16 protein-coding genes are annotated in these 17,775 nt (G+C 58.9%); 11 read left to right on the forward strand and 5 right to left on the reverse strand.

The features are described 5' to 3' along the window. Positions 1-23: 23 nt before the first annotated feature. The 5 genes from EC9_RS15695 to EC9_RS15715 are packed head-to-tail and all read right to left on the reverse strand — an operon-like array spanning position 24 to position 6,447. Complete coding sequence (locus EC9_RS15695) at positions 24-1,589, reverse strand: permease (protein ID WP_145346669.1); 1,566 nt, start codon at positions 1,587-1,589, stop codon at positions 24-26. After that, positions 1,586-2,038, reverse strand: a complete 453-nt coding sequence (locus EC9_RS15700; RefSeq protein WP_246105710.1) for a hypothetical protein — start codon at positions 2,036-2,038, stop codon at positions 1,586-1,588. Before EC9_RS15700 ends, EC9_RS15695 begins: the two co-directional genes overlap by 4 nt. Next, positions 2,038-3,021, reverse strand: a complete 984-nt coding sequence (locus tag EC9_RS15705) for an AAA family ATPase (protein ID WP_145346670.1) — start codon at positions 3,019-3,021, stop codon at positions 2,038-2,040. Before EC9_RS15705 ends, EC9_RS15700 begins: the two co-directional genes overlap by 1 nt. Continuing rightward, the gene (locus tag EC9_RS15710; protein ID WP_145346671.1) at positions 3,018-5,252 is read right to left on the reverse strand and encodes a transglutaminase family protein; all 2,235 of its coding nucleotides are present in this window, start codon (positions 5,250-5,252) and stop codon (positions 3,018-3,020) included. Before EC9_RS15710 ends, EC9_RS15705 begins: the two co-directional genes overlap by 4 nt. After that, positions 5,233-6,447, reverse strand: a complete 1,215-nt coding sequence (locus EC9_RS15715; protein WP_145346672.1) for a DUF58 domain-containing protein — start codon at positions 6,445-6,447, stop codon at positions 5,233-5,235. The genes EC9_RS15710 and EC9_RS15715 overlap by 20 nt, the downstream gene beginning before the upstream one ends. A 286-nt stretch (positions 6,448-6,733) precedes the next feature. Here EC9_RS15715 and EC9_RS15720 point away from each other — a divergent pair, with 286 nt between their 5' ends. The 11 genes from EC9_RS15720 to EC9_RS15770 all read left to right on the forward strand — a co-directional run bounded on the left by EC9_RS15720 (position 6,734) and on the right by EC9_RS15770 (position 17,630). Further along, entirely contained in the window at positions 6,734-6,919 is a 186-nt protein-coding gene (locus tag EC9_RS15720) for a hypothetical protein (RefSeq protein ID WP_145346673.1), read from the forward strand. A 557-nt stretch (positions 6,920-7,476) separates the two neighbouring features. After that, complete coding sequence (locus EC9_RS15725; protein ID WP_391556729.1) at positions 7,477-7,815, forward strand: DUF2946 family protein; 339 nt, start codon at positions 7,477-7,479, stop codon at positions 7,813-7,815. Between the two features lie 498 nt (positions 7,816-8,313). Beyond that, entirely contained in the window at positions 8,314-8,667 is a 354-nt protein-coding gene (locus EC9_RS15730; RefSeq protein WP_145290607.1) for a class III signal peptide-containing protein, read from the forward strand. A gap of 175 nt (positions 8,668-8,842) precedes the next feature. Beyond that, complete coding sequence (locus tag EC9_RS15735; RefSeq protein WP_145346675.1) at positions 8,843-10,576, forward strand: RcpC/CpaB family pilus assembly protein; 1,734 nt, start codon at positions 8,843-8,845, stop codon at positions 10,574-10,576. Continuing rightward, positions 10,573-11,832 (forward strand): AAA family ATPase, encoded by a 1,260-nt coding sequence (locus EC9_RS15740; protein WP_145346676.1) that lies wholly within the window; start codon positions 10,573-10,575, stop codon positions 11,830-11,832. The genes EC9_RS15735 and EC9_RS15740 overlap by 4 nt, the downstream gene beginning before the upstream one ends. Further along, complete coding sequence (locus EC9_RS15745) at positions 11,829-13,232, forward strand: CpaF family protein (RefSeq protein WP_145346677.1); 1,404 nt, start codon at positions 11,829-11,831, stop codon at positions 13,230-13,232. Before EC9_RS15740 ends, EC9_RS15745 begins: the two co-directional genes overlap by 4 nt. Then, positions 13,229-14,080 (forward strand): type II secretion system F family protein, encoded by an 852-nt coding sequence (locus tag EC9_RS15750; RefSeq protein WP_145346678.1) that lies wholly within the window; start codon positions 13,229-13,231, stop codon positions 14,078-14,080. The genes EC9_RS15745 and EC9_RS15750 overlap by 4 nt, the downstream gene beginning before the upstream one ends. Before the next feature lie 13 nt (positions 14,081-14,093). Further along, positions 14,094-15,017, forward strand: coding sequence for a type II secretion system F family protein (locus tag EC9_RS15755; RefSeq protein WP_145346679.1), 924 nt, complete (start codon positions 14,094-14,096; stop codon positions 15,015-15,017). 3 nt (positions 15,018-15,020) lie between these two features. Further along, on the forward strand, positions 15,021-15,365 hold the full coding sequence (locus tag EC9_RS15760) for a DUF192 domain-containing protein (protein WP_145346680.1): 345 nt from the start codon (positions 15,021-15,023) through the stop codon (positions 15,363-15,365). A 2-nt stretch (positions 15,366-15,367) separates the two neighbouring features. Then, the gene (locus EC9_RS15765) at positions 15,368-16,450 is read left to right on the forward strand and encodes a TadE/TadG family type IV pilus assembly protein (RefSeq protein WP_145346681.1); all 1,083 of its coding nucleotides are present in this window, start codon (positions 15,368-15,370) and stop codon (positions 16,448-16,450) included. Next, entirely contained in the window at positions 16,443-17,630 is a 1,188-nt protein-coding gene (locus tag EC9_RS15770; RefSeq protein ID WP_261342875.1) for a TadE/TadG family type IV pilus assembly protein, read from the forward strand. Before EC9_RS15765 ends, EC9_RS15770 begins: the two co-directional genes overlap by 8 nt. The last annotated feature ends 145 nt before the right edge of the window (positions 17,631-17,775 follow it).

Consider the following 17,775-nt stretch of genomic DNA (forward strand, 5'->3'; position numbering starts at 1 on the left):
AACCTTTTCTCGCCTCGCAAAACCTACGATGGATCGCGAAAGCTTTGCACCCAACGCGAATTGGTTGCAAAAATTCCCCGCACCACCGCCTTCACCTCTTCCGGCTCGTAGGGATCGTGCTCGAGTTCGTGTTCCAGCAGTTCTAACTTCTTGCGAATCAGGTATCCCTGCATGCTTTGGTAGCGGCGCAATTCACCGCGACGCAGGAAGGTTCCCACCTCTAGCCGCCGGCTCCATTCTTCCCAAACCGGCAACCAGAACAATGCGTGCTCCTTATCGCCGCTGTTGGCTGCCGATAAACACTCGCTGCGAGCCAACGCGATTTCCTCCAAGCATTCTTCCGGCGACGGATAATAGGCGTAACAGGCGACGACGCTCAGAGCGACCAAACCGGCAAGCATCGTCGCTCCGATGACGCTTCGTGGCACCAGGATGTCGAATCCTCGAGGCGGAGCCGCTTCCGTTGGTTCGGGCGCGGTCGTCACCAAACGTGCCTCATCGATCCCCAATCTTCGCAATATCAATCCGACCAGCGCCAGCAGGGCGACAAAGCCCACCGCGATGCTGCCTGCAATGTCCAGATGTTTGTCGATCGCTTCGTTCGCCTTCTGCCAAACGTTGCCCTCATTGGGAGGAATGGGATTGGCGTAGATGTCGAACGCGTGGGTATGCCCGGCCGGTTCGACTCCCGGCGGCACGAGCGGTTTGTTGATGCCGTAGGAAATACCGAGGACTATCAATAACAAGCCGGTCATCCACGTGGCGGCCGCCTTCCAACCGAAATGTCTGCCAAACCAATACGGCGTGGCGAGATTCATCCCCGTGCCGAGTATCAGCAACGTAAAGGCGGCGCCGGGGGAGTTGGCGTGTTGGAACATCATCCCCAACTGGCTCATCGCCAACATCGGTGTCGCGTAAACGGGAACGGCGACAAACAACATCGTCAACGGTGCCAAGGGATCATCGCGTTCGACACTGTGTTGCATCGCACCGTAGGGCAACACCACGGCCAACAGGCCAAGTCCTAAGAGTGCCAACAGCGTCAGTGCCATCGGTATTCCGGTGGCATCGCGCGACATCTGAACGACCATCGCTGCCAGACGGCGCGGGCCAATCAAATTCGGCTCCGCGGTTTCAGACGTCGGTTCAGTCTCCGCTTGTTTGCGTCGATCCAAGGCATCCCACAACAACCCCAACGCGGTCACGATGACCAAAGATCCGACGGCAAACAGAATGATCACCAGCGGACGACTGAGCGTCAGGCCATACAACAAAGACAGCGGGTTGAACAGCGGAGCGGACAAAGCGAACGCCGACAACGCTCCCGGTTTGACTCCCGATCGACGCATCTGAATCAGGATCGGCAGCACGCCGATCGAACAGACCGGCAGTAACATGCCGATCAACCACGATTGTGGGAGCGAGCGCAGCGAATCGCCGCCAAACAGCCGCCGCGTGCCATCGCGGCCCAGGTAGTAGCGTAGGATTCCCGCGATCAACAACCCGACCAATAAAGTCGGTGCAACGGCGATGAAGCCTTGCGCGATACGAACCAATCCGCCGACAAACATTGCTGAGGGAGAATTCATAGCGAGGCTCCTTGCGGCGATGGGATGGGGGCGGAAAGTTTTGCGATCGCTTCTTCGATCAGTTCGCAAAACGCAACGGTTTGCTTGCGATTGGCGTCGGTCAATTCATTGCCGCTGGATCGAAGATTCGCCATCAGCGATTCCGCTGCATTGTCCAACGGAATCCAGTCCTGTTCCGGCAGATCCGTATCGGCGGCAATCTCAGGAACCCAGCTGACGATATCCGCAATTTCAGACTCCGCCTGTTTCGCATCGGCCGTTTCGTCGGTCGACACATCGAGCCGCTGGCGCAGCTTGACCGCAGCGTCGGCAAAATCGTCGGGCCAATGTTCGGCCACTTCGTGATCGTGTTCAAAGAGCGACGTCTTGGCGGTTTGTTCGTCGCCACATCCCGCCAACAACAGGAGTCCCGTTAAGACGATGCCGTTGCAAATTGTTTGGAAACGCATCACTTGTACTCCGGAGCGGGGACGGAATTCATGATTCGATCGATCGCGTTGTCGACGGTTTCACCGCGAGTGAGCAAACGGACCGAAAGAACGGGCTGAGCGACATCGGCGACATCGGTTGGGGTGACAAAGTCGCGTCCTTTTAACATCGCCCACGCTTGAGCGATCGCTTGCCAGCACATCATGCCGCGTGGGCTGACGCCCAATTCGACCGATTCGTCCGCGCGACTCGCTTCGACCAGGTCGATCAGGTAGTCGGCGACGCGCGGATGTACGGCGACCGATTGGGCCTTCTGCTGCAACCGTTGCAGGTCATTCAGCGAAAGGGGCGAGCTTGCTTTGCGATCCTCGCCGTTATTCGCTCCATTGGAATCGCGGACCTCGCGTTGCAGGATCTGTCGCTGGGCCTCGCGGTCGGGGTATCCGATCCGCAGCTTGATCGCAAACCGATCCAGCTGAGCTTCGGGCAATGGATAGGCACCGTGGGAATCGATCGGATTCTGAGTGGCGATCACAAAAAAGGTGGGGGACAGCGGATGCGGATTTCCGTCGATCGTGACTTGCCGCTCCGCCATCGCTTCCAGCAGCGCACTCTGCGTACGCGGAGTCGTCCGATTCAACTCATCGGCCAACATCACATCGGCGAACACCGGGCCGGGATGGAATTCGAACTCCCGCGACTTCTGGTTGAACATACTGAAGCCGGTGATGTCAGCAGGCATCAAGTCGGGTGTGCATTGCACACGGGACAAACGGCCGTGAATCCCATCGGCGATCGCTTTGGCAAGTGTGGTCTTTCCCGTCCCCGGCAAATCGTCTAACAGCAGGTGCCCACGCGACAGCAGGCATGCGATGACTAGATCGATCCGGTCTTCTTTGCCCAACAGAACGCTGCGCAGGTAATCGCGCAGAGGGGAGACGTCGGGGGACGCATCGGCGTTGGCCGGTTGCGTGGAGGAAATCGTATCGGCGGACGCGTTCATGACGTCGCCTCCTTGGATAGTGCGGTGATAGTGCGGACGTGAAGAAGATCGACCAACCCGGTCGCATCGTGGTCCGTCGGTTCGTTGCCGTGACCGAAGAACAAGCGGTCGGCGGCATCAAAAAACTTTTCTGTGGCGTGGGCGATCGTTGCGTCGGTGCGTGTCAGTTGTTCAAGCCAGGCTCGCTGAGACCTTCCAACCGGACGACGCTTGCCGGCCAACCGGGCCCGCGCTTCGATGATTCCAATCGCCAAACGAATTCGATGGCGTGGACGAAGCCAACGACCAAACGTCCAGATCACTGTCAACAGCCAGTCGCCCCAATAGGATCGCGAAAGGTACCCGAGCACCAGCGCCAACGCCCCGCCGACGAAGGTGGTCCAATAGGTCGCTGCAAAACGTTGAGCAACCAGCCGCCATGAAGGATGATAGTGAGGTTGTTGGAAACCGGGGGTCGGTTCGATCTCAAACCACCGACCGTCCTCCAATTGCACTTCCGCCCATACATGGACATCTTGCGGCAGAACGGAGGAATGACCGGCGGAGATGTCAAACGCATCGGGACGGACGTAGAAGCCCGTAACCAAGCGAGTCTGCATGCCGATCTGTCGCGCCATCAGCGCTGCGGTGGTGGCGAAAAGATGGTCCCCACCGCGACGCGACTGCAGGAAATCGGATAACGATGTTGCTGTCGATTCCCCGTCGCGGTCGTAGCTGAATTCGCTGCGAAGGTGCGATACGATCAACTGCAACTTTTCGTACGTGTCGGTTTCGTCGCCGACGATTTGTTGCACAAGCGAGTCGATCTCGGGGACCACGGCGGCTGGCGGCTCTCGCACTTCAAGGCCATCTCGGATTTCATCCTCCATCAATCCAAGGCTCGCCACGTGGACAACCGTCAGTGGCGGAACCCGCTCGCGGCCAGGCATGAAGAAACAGCCATCCTCCGAGAGGGCGAAGAAGTCCTGTCGATCGATCTCCTTGATATGGATTCCCGCAGTCAGCATGGGAACGGGGAGACGCAGCGAATCGAGACGAATCACCTTCAGCAAGCCAACCGAGGCGGCGTCGGGATCGCGCGACAGCACGCCTCGCAACACCGGATCGAAGAACCAGGTCGCCTCGTCGATTACGACAGGCGTCAACTTTTCGTTTTTCAAATCGGCCGTCTGAGACCAATCGCGGCCGTCGAAGGTGTCATAGCGATGCATCGCCAATCGGATGCCGGTGGGACCGTCCCATTGGACCACGCTGGCGTCTTTGGCATCTTTGAAATGGTGATGCTTCTTCGGCGGCAGCCGATCGGTCGAGAAGGTCCCGCCACCTTGCTCGCTCTTAGCATTGCGTTCATGCGACTGGATGAAGTTGTCGGGCCCCATCGCCTGGGCCCGTTCCTGCTTTTTGTTTTTTTCCTTCGGCTCGCCAATCATGTCGTTGAACATGTCGAACAGCGACGATTCGGTCGATTCGAGCATGATGTCCGAATCGACGGCACCAAACGATTCGGCATGATCTTTGGCAGCGATCGCTGCATCGCCGGTTCCCACGCCGCCACGGGCCGCAGGGTCCGACCACTCGCTGCCGCCACTTGTCGGCATCAAGCCGAGCGTCAGCCGCTGCAGTCCCGCGCTACTGTCCTTGACCAGATACGCTCCGACAGCCAACACCAGCAAGGTCACGATCATGATCTTCGGCCGCAGCGACCAGGTTCGCTGAACCGAATCGGGCATCGCCAGGTCGAGTCGTTCCCAATGGTTGGCGATCAAGTGCCAAACACAGGCGAGCATCCACAGCAACGGCAAGGCGACGGCGTAATCGGAATCCGAGATCGATGCGCTGAACAAGACCAGGAATCCACTGAGGATCAGCGACAGCGAACGCGTTTGATTCGTGCGGGCCGCAATCGCCATGGCGAGCGAAACCGCGCCAAATGTTGTTAAGCCGGACATCTCAAACGCGATCGGCGAACCGATCATGCGGCCGACAATTGCGAAGAGCACCGGTAGGACGCCCAACGCGACGGTGGCGGAATCGATCCATCGTCGCGAATTCTTCTCATTGCCGCCGAAAGCTCGGACACCTTCGGCCACAAGAAAGGCGATCGCGAGCGCTGCCATTTCCGCAGGAAACCAGGCCGCCGATTCCACGTAGCAACGCAGAGGAATGACCGAACTGATTGCTAACACCGCCAAAGCGATCGTCTCGGTGCGTCTACGCGACCAAGTTGACATCCCGCACCTCCGTCCAGAACGAAAGCAACTGCTTCGCCAAGCCGCGATCGCGACGAATCATGCGGTGCGAGTGACCGTCGGCCGAACGGGGATTGACCGCCGGATCGGAAACACAAACGGTAATCTCCGCATCGCGACTCGAGGCGATCGCAATCGTCGCTCGGTTCCGCGATGGATAGGGCATGCAGGCGTCGAGTTCTCCTTCGGCGGGGACCTCCGCCAACGCGTCCATGATTTGGACAAAACCATCCCAGCCGCGCCGCACCTGAACCGAATTCTTGCCGATGTGAACGCGCAACGGGACGGCCGATTGGTGCAGGTTGGCCAGCAGACTGGCAGCGACGCGAATCCGATCGGCCAAGGGCTCCCGCCCCGATCGACCGACGTCGACGATCACGTCGACACTTGGGCACTGCGGACCGCTCCGTTCGGTGACGATCAGATCTCCCGACCGCGCCGTCGCGACCCAATTGACCTGTCGTGCGCTATCGCCGTGACGGTACTCGCGAACACCCAGGAAATCACCGCTGCGACCGCTGCGGTTCCCGTCGCCGGAATCGGTCGGGCGGCGTCCGGTCATCGCCGTGCAACCGGCGACCGGGTAGACCTTGGGCCAGACGGTTACCGGCGACACGTTTTTCAGCTTTCGCTTGGCGGTCCAAATCCCGAAGGGAAAGGAACATGTCAGCAGGGCGTCTTCGTTTGGATAGCGGCCTCGCAGTTCCGGGCGGATCGAAAACCGATAGGTCGAGATCGCCAGGCCGCGAACAAACGCAAGGGCGACTGTGGGAACTGCCGCTTCGGCGTCATTATCGCATCGCCGATCCAAGAAGCCTTCGACCGCCAAGCCCCAGACGGGAATCGGCAACCGGTTCCGCACGGCGAGTTGCAGTTCGCAGGGCTCTCCTTCATGAACTTGCGATTGGCTCGGCTTCAGCGAACTTTCCACCGCGCGGACGGCAACCGCTGGCCACGCCATCCCAACGACGATCACTGCAGCGAGCGCCGCGGCGAGAGTCCAACCGATGGGAGCGAGGTAGATTCCAACGATCACGCTGATCGCGGTGGCGAGCACAAACCAGCCCACCGGTTCCTTCAACCAATACAGATAACGATTCGCCCAAGGACAGAAATCGGTCGTCAGCAAACGCGACAGCCGATTGGGTTCTTGGGACGCAACAAGGTCAAACGACATGACGTACGCACCTTCGGTACGAGGATCATTCAGAGCGGATTGTCGGCTTGGAATAAGCCGACATGAGCATTCGCACATCAGCCAAAACAATGGCTGCGCACGTTCACGCGCTCGGAGGTCCTCGGACAGAAAGTCCGTTCAAAGAAAGCGATTCGATCGACAACACGTCGCGGCGAAAACGAAGGCGTTCGGTTGCCAGCGTCGTCCAAACGATCGTATCGGCATTGGCGATCGCGGCAAAACGCGATGCGAAAAAACTCTGGCAGACACTGCATTGATCCGAATCGTGTTCGGGCGCCGAATCGGAATCCCGATCGGTTTCTTCGTCGGTTGGACCGGAATGGCAATGATGCTGGCAACCGCAAGCATGCGTTGCCGCGGCGGCGGGATCTGCGGAGGCAAGATCCGATGGATGACAGCAGCCGACGTGCAACCAACCTGCGACATTGCTCAGCAGCATCGTCGCGAGTAGAGCGTAAGTCGTCAGGATCCGCCGAGAAGCCAAGGTTGGTAAACCATCGATGATTAAGAAACAGCGGACGCTAGACACGACGTCGCGCAAATGTTGTTCAACGGTCCGACCAAGGATGTTGTGATTGTTTACCAAACATACGGCTTGTCAAGCAACACGGTTCGGAACCGCAACGGTTTCATGACAGCTTCATCGATTTTTTTGCATCACAACGTGTCTCCGTCCCCACACTTGGTGAAGTCTTCCAACGTGCGCAGGTGAAGCCGTCGACATCCAATTTGACTTTGATGTTTTCCGGCGAGCCTGCGGTGGCGAGTCGCGGATCCGAAGCGTTCACGTCGGTTGCTTGCCACCGCTATCGTCCCAGAAAAGTTTTTCGTCGACTTGACGAACCGCTATCGTTGGTTCATCGTAGGAAACGCAACAGTCTTTGGTCGGACCATTTTGCAACTCACCTCACTCTAGAAAACGAAACGTCCACGATGTATTCGTCGGTCCGGCCTATCTTATCGAGCATGCTCTGCTGCGTGATTGCCTTTGGGCACACACCGGCATGGATGCACGTGGCCACATGCGACGGCGATTGCAAGGTCGTGGACGCGGCGATTGTTCAAGCCCGTTCGGTTTGTTCGCACGGCTGCGATCATCACGTTGTCGCCCACGAATCGACGGAAAACTCCGCCGACTCTCCTTCTTCGGCACCGGCTCAAGATCACGATTCCGATACCTGCGTGATCTGTCAGTCGCTAGCCAATTCCTGTGGTCCTGTTTCGCTCGATCTGCAGCTGCTTGCACCTGAATATGCCTGCGAGCCAGCCTACGAACTTGCGACCCCATTGCCGATCGACGCTTCGATCGCAATTGCCCAACCCCGTGGACCGCCTGCTGCGGCCTGATCGCTCCCATCCTCGTCGGGTGACTTGAGGTGTTGACCTCGGTTCGCGCGAGCGTGAATGCTTGGAAGCCGATCCCACGATGATTCCATCCCAATTGGATTAACTGGGCTCGCCTTGCGCGCATCACGGCTTTGTATGGGTGTTATGACACTATGTCCCGCCGCGCGCGGCGTGTTCGGTCATACGGTCCGACCAAACCCGATCGGTCTCGTCTGCGCGGTGGGGCGCTTTTGATATTTGCTGCGGGCCCGATATCGCAATGCTTACTCAGAGCGTGATTGGGCATTTGCAGGAGGGCATTGATTCCTCATCAACTCGATACACTCCCGAGAGTTCGTCGATGATCGTGCCATGCTATCCGACTGCGGTCGGTTGCGGTGCAAGGTTGTCCAGCGAGATTCGGCTTCACGCGGTTTTCCGGTCGCTGCTGCGTGAAGAACTGGTCAGGCGGCACCTACAATTTCTCAACTCGTTTTTCCAACAAAGGGAGAAACAAACATGTCGAAGCGAATCGCTCCTCGTAAGAACCGTCGTGGCCAGGGATTGGTCGAGTATATCATCATCGTCGCCGCTGTGGCGCTGATCGCATTGGTCGCTGTATCGATCTTCGGGCACAAAGTTGCCGATCAATACGCCATCGGTGCTGGCATGTTGCCCGGCGCTCACGCCGAAGACAACGCACCGATCGTGACCGGTGAATACGCCGAATTTGCAGATGATGGCAACGGCGCCAACATCGGCAACGGACGTGTTTCGTGGGACAGCGTCACCGGAAACGCAACCGCGGGTGAAATGAAGAACAACGTCGTCACGGCTGCCAGCAACGCTGCGGAAGCATTTGTCGCCGAGTAGTTCTTCGCAGACGCGACGTCCATCGAATTTTTTAGTTGGATTCGCGATGTGAGGTTAGCAGTAGCAATTGGCCAAGCAGTCCCTTGAGGCTGCTTGGCCGGATGCATTGGATGCACCCGAAATTTGGAAGGAGCCAACGCCACGTCTTGAAACAGATCTCTTGTCATTGGTTGTTATGGCTACACGAAATCGTCCGCCCGCATCGACCTTCCCAAAGTCCGCGATCGTTATCGCGGTCCTGATCGCCGGATGCTCGTTGACCTACGGCATCGTGCGCGCGGCCGGATGGCTGGACCGCGCCGCACCGCTTGCGCAAAAGCCGTCCCGTGAAGGCATGGTTCCGGTCCCCAAAGCTCTTGTCGATCTTCGTGCGTTCGACGTCGTCCGGCGCGAGGATGTTTACGATTTGTCCCGCGGCGAGGAGAGCTATTTCTGGCTGCCCAAAGAGCAAGTCGAAAGTCATCCCGAGTGGTTTCGGCGCGTCGATCAAATCATCGGTCGCGTGATGGCTCGCGACAAGCGAGCGGATTTTGTCTTCAGCGAAAAAGACTTTCTTCCCGAGGGGAGTCGCAGTGGTATCGTCGGTGGGATCGCATCGGGGAAGCAGGGCTTTTTCCTCTCGGCCGAAAAGATTCCGGGGCTACGATTTCTTAAGTCGGGAGACCGGTTTGATCTGTTAGCCAGTCTTCCAAAGAAGTCGGAACCGCCGAGTTCGGAATACGGATTGTTGATGGGAGGAATCAAAGCCCGCGGAGGCAAACCGATTCCACTCAACGGCGTTCGGATCCTCGCGCAAAATGCTGAAATGATCGCGTTGACAACCCGCCGCATCATGACGACTCAGGGTGGTTTGCAGCTAGACGCAACCGACACCCGCGGCCGCACTGTCAACAACGCGAAAGACGAACAGGTGGCGATCGCGATCGATCCGGCCGAAGCGGTTCCACTGACGCAGGCTTTGGGGGACGATTTGGAAATCCACATGGTCACGCGTAGCGGCCAGGAGGCTCCTTTGGCCAACGATATCAATCGCTTGGAAGGCCGGATCCCGATGCCAGCAACCGCGGTGGCGGTCGAAGCGTTCCAACCGATTCGAGCGAGCGATCTCGCCGAACCAACGACTGGGGAACTGAGGCAGTACTATTTTGAACCGGCCGATATTCAGGACGGCTGGATCGCGCGGCCCGAAGACTTGATTGGAAGAGTGCTCCGTCGCGGGGTCGAACCGGGGTACATCTTCAGCGAACAGGACTTTCTGCCACCGGGTAGCTTGATCAAGGAAATCGAAGCGTACCAACAGATTGCCGTCGACGACCTTGTCGATGGATCGCGGTCGAATTGGGTGGGGCGGGTCGCATCACGCAGGCTCACTGCGGGAACATCGCTTAGCGATGCCGATCTGTTTCCCGTCGGGACCCCGCCAGGGCTGACCGCTGCGATTCCTGCCGACCGGATGGCGCTGACCGTCGATCTCTCCGATGTGCAAGGCGTGGAGGAGTTATCGCGTGGCGATCGTTGCGATTTGTTAGCGTCGGCAAATGTCGATCTGCAACAGACCTTGCAAGGAGTCGAACTGTCGCCGGCGTTGCTGGGGGAACTGCAAAGCCGCGCTGTCAATCGCGTCTTGGCGACCGATGCAATCGTGGTCCAGCGGCGCGATCAACACGTCGTGCTGGCAACGCGTCCGGACGAGGTCTCCGCCGTTGCCAGAGCGCTGGCTCAGAAGCAAACCGTCTTTTGCGTGGCGCGATCGCATCCATCGGAACTGGCGTCATTGACGCCTGCAATCGACGCGACCGCGACGAGCGACGGACTGGAATCAGACCCCGATCCTTTGAGCGGGATTGCGATCACCGAATCGATCGTTGGTGGCAACCGCGTTGTGCGTGGGTATCGGAGGGGCCAATGACAAGTCCTCGCATTTTGGTCCATCGGACCGAGAGTTCGTTGGATGAAGAGCTTCGCAATGCGATGGCCAGTGCACCTAACGTGCACCCGGTGTTTCATTTTCAGAGCGACCTTCGCGGAACGATTGGCGCTGCGAAAGATCTTCAGCCCTCGATCGTGATCCTCGAGATCGGCGAGGATTTCGAGACGCTTAAGACGCTTGTGGAGGAGTCGATCGCTGCGGCTCCCGACGCGACGATCGTTGGGGTCTACGACGTTCAACGACTGCCGGCTTCATCGACCGAAAGCTCCATGATGATGCGGGCGTTGCGGCTGGGAGTCGAAGATTTTCTGCGGCGTCCTGTCGCCGGCAGCGATTTTCGACAGGTCCTGCAGCGGCGTTTGGCTCCGCGTCGCAAGTCCCATCGGGCCGATGGCAAACTGATCAGCTTCATCAGCAACAAAGGGGGCGTTGGCAAGAGCACAGCGGCGGTCAACGTTGCGGTCACCCTCGCGATGCGGTATCCCGACCGCGTTGCGTTGATCGACAGTTCGTTGCAGATGGGAGTCTGTGCGACACAGTTGGATCTAAGCCCGGATACCACGTTGGTCGACGCGTGGCAGCAGCGCGACCGACTCGACGAGAGCCTGCTGGCTCAATTGATGACGGTCCACGAATCGGGACTCCATCTGTTGGCCGCACCGGAGAATGCGATCGAAGCCTCCGAGATCGATGATTCGTTTTTGTCGCGGATCCTGCTGATGGCGCGGCGGAGCTACGATTTTGTCATCATCGATACGTTTCCTCTGTTCGATCGAACAGTGATGGCGGTTTTGGATCTGTGCGACCAGGCGGTGATCGTGGTGGAAAATGTGGTGCCAACGCTACAAACGGTCCGAGGCTTCTTCAGTTTGCTTGACGAAGTCGAATTCCCCCAGCATCGCCAACGGGTCCTGCTAAATCGCTACTCCACGCGAGCCGGAGGGCCGCGTGCGTCGGACGTCGGTCGTTATCTCGGCCGAAACCCCGACTATGTTATCCCGCACGATCAACGCGTGATCTTGGCCGCTAACACCGGCCGGCCGTTTGTCCTCAACGCCACTCGATGGAACAAAGCGGCTGCGGCGATCCGAACGCTTGCCGACGACTTGGAAGCATTTGCGGTGGCGCCAGCCGGCGGTTTGCCGTTGGCTACGGTGGCTGCACCGCAGCAAGCCGGCGGCGATTTGATCGATTCGGTCGCGTTGGAAGATCGTTTGGGAGGCGAGTTGCGATGAACGACCGGCGGACATTGCGGGAACGCTTGCAACAGAAATCGATCGAGGTTCCCAAAGATCGCTTGCGGAGAAACGTCGAAGAATCGCTGCAGAACGACAGCAAAGCGGCGACACCGCGCCGCGTCAATCGCAACATCGAGTATCAAGCGATTAAGGGGGATCTGCACGAGCGGTTGATCGACGAACTGAATCGCCAAGGTGCGTTGACCCGCAGCGACGCGGAATTACGGCCTTTGATCGAAGCTTTTGTCGCCGACGTCCTGGCGCGAGAAGACTGGCCGTTGAACGCAACCGAACGCGATCGTCTGGCCAGCGACTTGTTGGAGGAAACGCTCGGCACCGGCCCGCTAGCCCCATTGATGGCCGATCCCGCAGTGACCGATATCCTGGTCAACCGGTTCGACTCCGTTTACGTCGAACGCTTTGGCGTGCTGGAAGAGACCGATGTTCGGTTCCGTGACGATGAACATTTGGTCCGCATCATCGGTCGGATCGCATCGCGTGTAGGACGGCGAGTCGATACGTCGTCGCCAATGGTCGACGCGCGTTTGCCCGACGGCAGCCGAGTGAACGCCACCTTGCCACCGGTGACGATCGACGGGCCGACGCTTTCCATCCGCCGGTTCGGACGGCGGCGTTTAACGCGGCAGGACCTCGTGCGACTGGGAATGTTCTCTCCGGCAATGGATCGTTTTCTCGAGGTGCTTGTCCGGCATCGCAAGAGCGTGATTGTGACCGGCGGTACCGGCAGCGGTAAGTCGACTCTGTTGGGAGCGATTGCCGAAGCGATCCCGGAAAACGAACGGATCATTACGATCGAAGATGCGGCGGAGTTGATGCTGTCGCAAACCCATGTGATCCGGATGGAAACACGCGCCCCGAACACCGAGGGAAAGGGGACGATCGCGCAGCGCGACCTGGTTGTCAACGCGTTGCGGATGCGACCGGATCGGATCGTGATGGGAGAGGTTCGCGCCGGCGAAGCACTCGACATGCTGCAAGCCATGAATACGGGGCACGATGGCAGCCTAACGACGATCCACGCCAACAGTCCCCGCGACGCGTTCGCTCGGCTGGAGACGATGGTCATGATGTCGGGGATGGAGCTTCCTTCGCAAGCGATTCGCGAGCAAGCGGTCTCGGCCGTCGACTACATCGTACATGTCCGCCGCTACGAGGATGGCGGACGACGTGTGGCGCAGATTTCGGAGGTCGTCGGCATCGAGGGGAAGACGCCGCAACTGCAGGACGTTTTCGTTTTCCAGCCGACGGGTAGAAGCGAAGGACGGCTGACGGGAACGTTTCAAGCGACCGGAGTCGTTCCTCGGATTGTCGATGAACTTGCATCGCGCGGGATCCATGAGATCGATCGCGGTTGGTTCGGGAGCCCGGCCCGATGACCAGCGTTTTGATACCCGCCAGTGGTCTGATTGCCGCGATCGCCGGGCTGGCGATCTATTGGGTTCACGCGGCTCGCCGCGAGTCGATCTTGCATCGGCTGAGTGCTGCCGATGCGGTGGTCCGGCCGGCCGTCGTTTCCGAGGCCCCCTTTGCCCGGCGTCATCGCTTGATCCCATGGGGCATCGCGATTCCGATCGGTATCGCGTTGGGGTGGTTGGGGAACTGGCCATGGAACATCGCTGTGGGGATCGCAATCATCATCTCCTTCATCGCCAGCGAAGCGGATGCGTGGATCTATCAATGGCGATTGGCGCGGATCGAATCGCAACTGGCCGATGCGATCGATGTTTTGGTCGCAAGTGTCAGTGCTGGTGCTTCGCTGCAAGCGGCACTCCAGCAGGCTTCCGAATATACCCCGCGTCCGTTGCGCGATGAAATAACCGAGATGGTAGCGCGATTGCGATTGGGGGATGCGCCCCCGGATGTCTTTGATCTGTTGCGACAACACGTTCCGACCGAGACGTTTCGGTTGTTCTCGATGACGCTGACGGTGAACTGGCAAGTCGGCGGTGCGTTGGCCGAGACGTTGTCGGCGATCGGCGGCACGATTCGCGATCGCCTGGCAATCGCAAGGCAAATTCGAACGCTTGGCACCCAGGGAACGCTCACCACGCTGACGGTGTTGGCCGTTGTCTGGTTGATGGCGGCGATGATGTGGCAGGCGGATCCGCCGCGATTCCTCGGTTTTATCCATAGCACGGTCGGTTCGTGGTTGGTCGCGGTGAGTCTTTTTCTGCAAGGTGTCGGCGTCGCCTTGGTTTCACGAATCAGTCGTCCCAAAATCTAGGTGCCCGATTGAAATGGACGTTGTCGTTTTAGTGATCCTGTTGTTGTTGACACCCGCGTTGGGCGTGTGGAGTTGGCACTGGATTTCCAACCAGTCGCGTATTGGTGCGCGGCTCGCGGAGGATCGTTCCCCCGATCGCGGCAAGCAAGATCCGAGTCTGGATGAACGCCGATTACACGGCGTTTCGGGTTGGTTGTACCGCGCAGGGTTTCGCAGCGCGATCGCCGTTCCCGCCTTTGTCGCATCGACGATCATCCTCTTCGCGCTGGGGTGCTTCGTTTGGATGCAACTGCGGACCGTCGGTACGATCGATGTGGCTGTCGATTTTATCCGCTCAATCCCAGGCGGTGTAGGCAACGTGATGGTCCCTTTCGCGTTGGCGGCGCCATGGTTTTTCTTGGTCGTGCTGGCTTTGGTTCCCACGCTGTTGGTTCGTTCGGTGCGACGCAAACGGGTTCAAGAGATCGAGCAAGACCTGCCGTTGATGCTCGACCTGCTGAACACGCTATCTCAAGCGGGAGTCGGGTTTGATGCGGCGTTGGATCAGATCCTTGCTGCCAGCGACGCCGACCGGCCTTTGGCCCAAGAACTGCGCGGGTTTCAAGCGGACAACTTGGCGGGCCGTTCCCGGATCGTATCGCTGCGAAACCTGATGCGACGCGTCGAGATTCCGATGTTTTCCACATTCCTGTCGGCCGTCGTCCAGGCGGAGCAGGTAGGGGCTGGGATGGGCCAGACGCTGAAAACACAAGCCACCGAGATGCGGGCGCGTCGACGAGAAAAAGCGACCGCGGCAGCGATGGCGGTCCCCACGCTGTTGGTCGTCCCGATGGTCGTTGGATTTTTGCCGGGCATCTTTGTCGTCCTGCTCGGCCCCATGCTCTTTCAAGCCTTCGGAGCGATGGGACAGACGCTTCGCGGAGTCACAGGACAATGAACGATGCACTTGATCGACTTTCAGACCAACGAAGTTCTGCTGGACCGCGTCGCCATCGCGGCGACGCCGTGGCAGCGGTTTTGCGGACTGATGCTGCGCCGAAATTTCGAACCTGGCTTTGCTCTTTGGCTGGATCCCTGTCGATCGATTCATACGATGTGGATGCGCGTGCCGATCGATGTCTACTTTCTCGACGACGAGGGAACGATCCTGGAGCACCGCAGCGACGTGGCTCCTTGGTCGATCGTCTTGCCAGCTGGTCGAGCGCGATCGGTGTTGGAAATTCCCAATGCGGCGAAACGATTGACGGTCGGATCCTGCGTTCGCCTGAGCGATCCCAAACAATAGACATGCGGCCACGCCAGGGAAGCCTGTCGGCGGCAAATCGGCGTGGGCAAGCGCTATTGGAGTTCGCGATCCTTGTCCCGGTCATCATCTTGTTGATCGGAGCGACCATCAGTTTCGGTTTATTCTTCTTCAGGGCGAATGTGCTGCAGCAAGCTGTCGACGTGACCGCGCAAGAAATCTCGCGAATGGCCTGGCCGCCAGATCGAGAACTGGGGCTGGGGCGACTGGAAACGTATACGGTTGCGGCCGACAGTTGCATCGATCCGGAACCAATTGCTGGCGAAGTCGATTTCAGAAATCGAATTTACGACGAGCAATACCTGATCATCCCCGTAACGGATTACGAGGGGCTCGACGGTGGCCTGCAACAGTATGCCGACTCGCTTCCTTTATTGAATCGTTTGTTGGTTTCGGTGATGGTCACCGATTTTGTCGATGGCCAACAGGTGCTGCGGTACCCTGGAGCGATCGTTCGGAACACTTGCACTGGTCAACGCACGGTTCTGATTCCGATCGTCCAGTACCGTCGTCGCGACATCTCCGCCCCGCCACCGTTTCCCAATGACAACCCGCCGCCGGGCGGCTTTGTTCCCTCGACGATTCGCACCGCAGGCGAAACGATCGTGAAGTGGGTGGCTCCCGTCGAAGAGATTCGCGTCGATCACGACGGCAACGGCGATACCGCGCCGGAGAGTCCTTTCAAGCTCTGCTACGACACCGATCCCACGCTCCCTTCGTTCGAACCGGGAATGGTGGCGCTGCGGATCAACTACCCGCAGCAAGCGACGACGATGATCAATCGAACCTCCTTGGTCGACGACGTGGACAATCCGAACGGAACGCTAGGCAGCAGCATCGTGATCGTTGGTGACACCGTCATGGCGCCGGGTGTCGACCTCGGCGTGTGCTATCAGATCGAAGAGCCATCCGCACGCTGGTCTCCTGCATCGCACCAGCCTGGATCCACCCCCAACGCGGGCGCCTATGGATTGGGGGAATTGGAGGCGCTTACGCGGATCGTTCGTCCCTATCGCAAAGTGATGTCGTTTCAAGCGATCTATCGTCGCGAGGTGTTTGGTGAATAGAACGAAGCGGCGAGATCGACGTGGCCAAAGCCTGATTCTGATGTTCTTGTTGATCCTCGCGTTAGTCGGCGTCCTTGCACTCACCTTCGACTTTGGTTTTGTTGTGTTGTCGCGCCGAATGATGCAGACGGCAGTCAACACGGCGGCGTTGGAAGGGGCACGGGATCGAGCAGGGCTTGGCCGCGAGGACGCGCGAAATGTGATCCGCAACGTCTTCGACGACGACCTCGACCCGACATCAAATACGACTTCCTTAGGGGCTGGCCCAGATCAATCGCTGGTCCAACGAGATGCGCTGCAGCGCCCTCGGTTTGGCGATGGTTCGCGCGTCGAGGATTGGTTTCCTGAACGCCATCAGTTCAACTATCGCCCTGATCCTCAATTGAACCACGCCAACGAACTGCATGGCGACTTCGTTCGCGGCGTCTATCGAGATGAATCCAGTTCGCATTGGGTGAACCATGTGGAGTCGGACGACTATGTTCGCGATGACTTGATTGTCAGCGGCGGTTCGGGGCCAGAAGAACCCGATGCATTTCTCGCCCGCATCCGCCGCACACCGGCGCGCGACGGGATCGCCAACCCGCTGGATCGGATCGCGGGTGTCAGTTCCAGCGGCAGCGGTTCGCCGCTGATGATCGGCCATTTGATGCCGTTTCGCACCACTGCCACCGATGCTTACGACATCCGCCGCGATGGCGTGGCGATTCGCGCGACTGCGATCGCTGTCAAACAACCGATCGTCTACGTGGGCCAGGCAACCGGCGGCGACTTTCTGCAGCTGCTCGACCACTCCTATTATGCTGAGTCCTCGCAGTGGATGTTATTGGACAATCCTCAACATCGTCTCGGCGCATCGATGGCTGCTCCCGACGACCCATCGCTTCAGAACGCATCCGCTCCGACAACGCCTGGCTATGCCGCGATCGTCGGCTACATCGAAGGCGAATTTGATGGTATGCCGGTGGAAGAGGGATATTATGTGATCGGATTCTGTCAGCTGCCCGACAGTCGACCGTTCCGCGCCAACGCCTCTCCGCGATTGCAAGATGCCTGGCCGGAACTGGGGAAGCTCTCGCCGGCGACGCGTTCAGCAATCCTTCAACGCAATCGGAATCTGGACTTACTCGGGACGTTCGAATCTGCCGTTCAGCCAGCGCTGGTACGCACCCTCCACTGAATCGCTTGCTCCGATGCGACCAGCGATTAACAGTCGTTTGGTCGGCTTCATCAACGGATGGCGATCGATGATGCGCGTACCTCGCTCATGTTTTGGCTGCAGGCTGCGTAGCCTGCGTAAACATTGCCGCCTCTGCTGGATGTTT

It is taken from the genome of Rosistilla ulvae (assembly GCF_007741475.1).
Lineage (GTDB): Bacteria > Planctomycetota > Planctomycetia > Pirellulales > Pirellulaceae > Rosistilla > Rosistilla ulvae.

Excerpts from the sequence above, each read along its gene's own strand:
- EC9_RS15715 (WP_145346672.1), bottom strand. The coding sequence starts at position 6,447 with ATGTCGTTTGACCTTGTTGCGTCCCAAGAACCCAATCGGCTGTCGCGT.
- EC9_RS15730 (WP_145290607.1), top strand. The coding sequence starts at position 8,314 with ATGTCGAAGCGAATCGCTCCTCGTAAGAACCGTCGTGGCCAGGGATTG.
- EC9_RS15750 (WP_145346678.1), top strand. The coding sequence starts at position 13,229 with ATGACCAGCGTTTTGATACCCGCCAGTGGTCTGATTGCCGCGATCGCC.
- EC9_RS15725 (WP_391556729.1), top strand. The coding sequence starts at position 7,477 with ATGCACGTGGCCACATGCGACGGCGATTGCAAGGTCGTGGACGCGGCG.
- EC9_RS15765 (WP_145346681.1), top strand. The coding sequence starts at position 15,368 with ATGCGGCCACGCCAGGGAAGCCTGTCGGCGGCAAATCGGCGTGGGCAA.
- EC9_RS15745 (WP_145346677.1), top strand. The coding sequence starts at position 11,829 with ATGAACGACCGGCGGACATTGCGGGAACGCTTGCAACAGAAATCGATC.
- EC9_RS15700 (WP_246105710.1), bottom strand. The coding sequence starts at position 2,038 with ATGCGTTTCCAAACAATTTGCAACGGCATCGTCTTAACGGGACTCCTG.
- EC9_RS15755 (WP_145346679.1), top strand. The coding sequence starts at position 14,094 with ATGGACGTTGTCGTTTTAGTGATCCTGTTGTTGTTGACACCCGCGTTG.
- EC9_RS15710 (WP_145346671.1), bottom strand. The coding sequence starts at position 5,252 with ATGTCAACTTGGTCGCGTAGACGCACCGAGACGATCGCTTTGGCGGTG.
- EC9_RS15740 (WP_145346676.1), top strand. The coding sequence starts at position 10,573 with ATGACAAGTCCTCGCATTTTGGTCCATCGGACCGAGAGTTCGTTGGAT.
- EC9_RS15695 (WP_145346669.1), bottom strand. The coding sequence starts at position 1,589 with ATGAATTCTCCCTCAGCAATGTTTGTCGGCGGATTGGTTCGTATCGCG.
- EC9_RS15760 (WP_145346680.1), top strand. The coding sequence starts at position 15,021 with ATGCACTTGATCGACTTTCAGACCAACGAAGTTCTGCTGGACCGCGTC.
- EC9_RS15705 (WP_145346670.1), bottom strand. The coding sequence starts at position 3,021 with ATGAACGCGTCCGCCGATACGATTTCCTCCACGCAACCGGCCAACGCC.
- EC9_RS15735 (WP_145346675.1), top strand. The coding sequence starts at position 8,843 with ATGGCTACACGAAATCGTCCGCCCGCATCGACCTTCCCAAAGTCCGCG.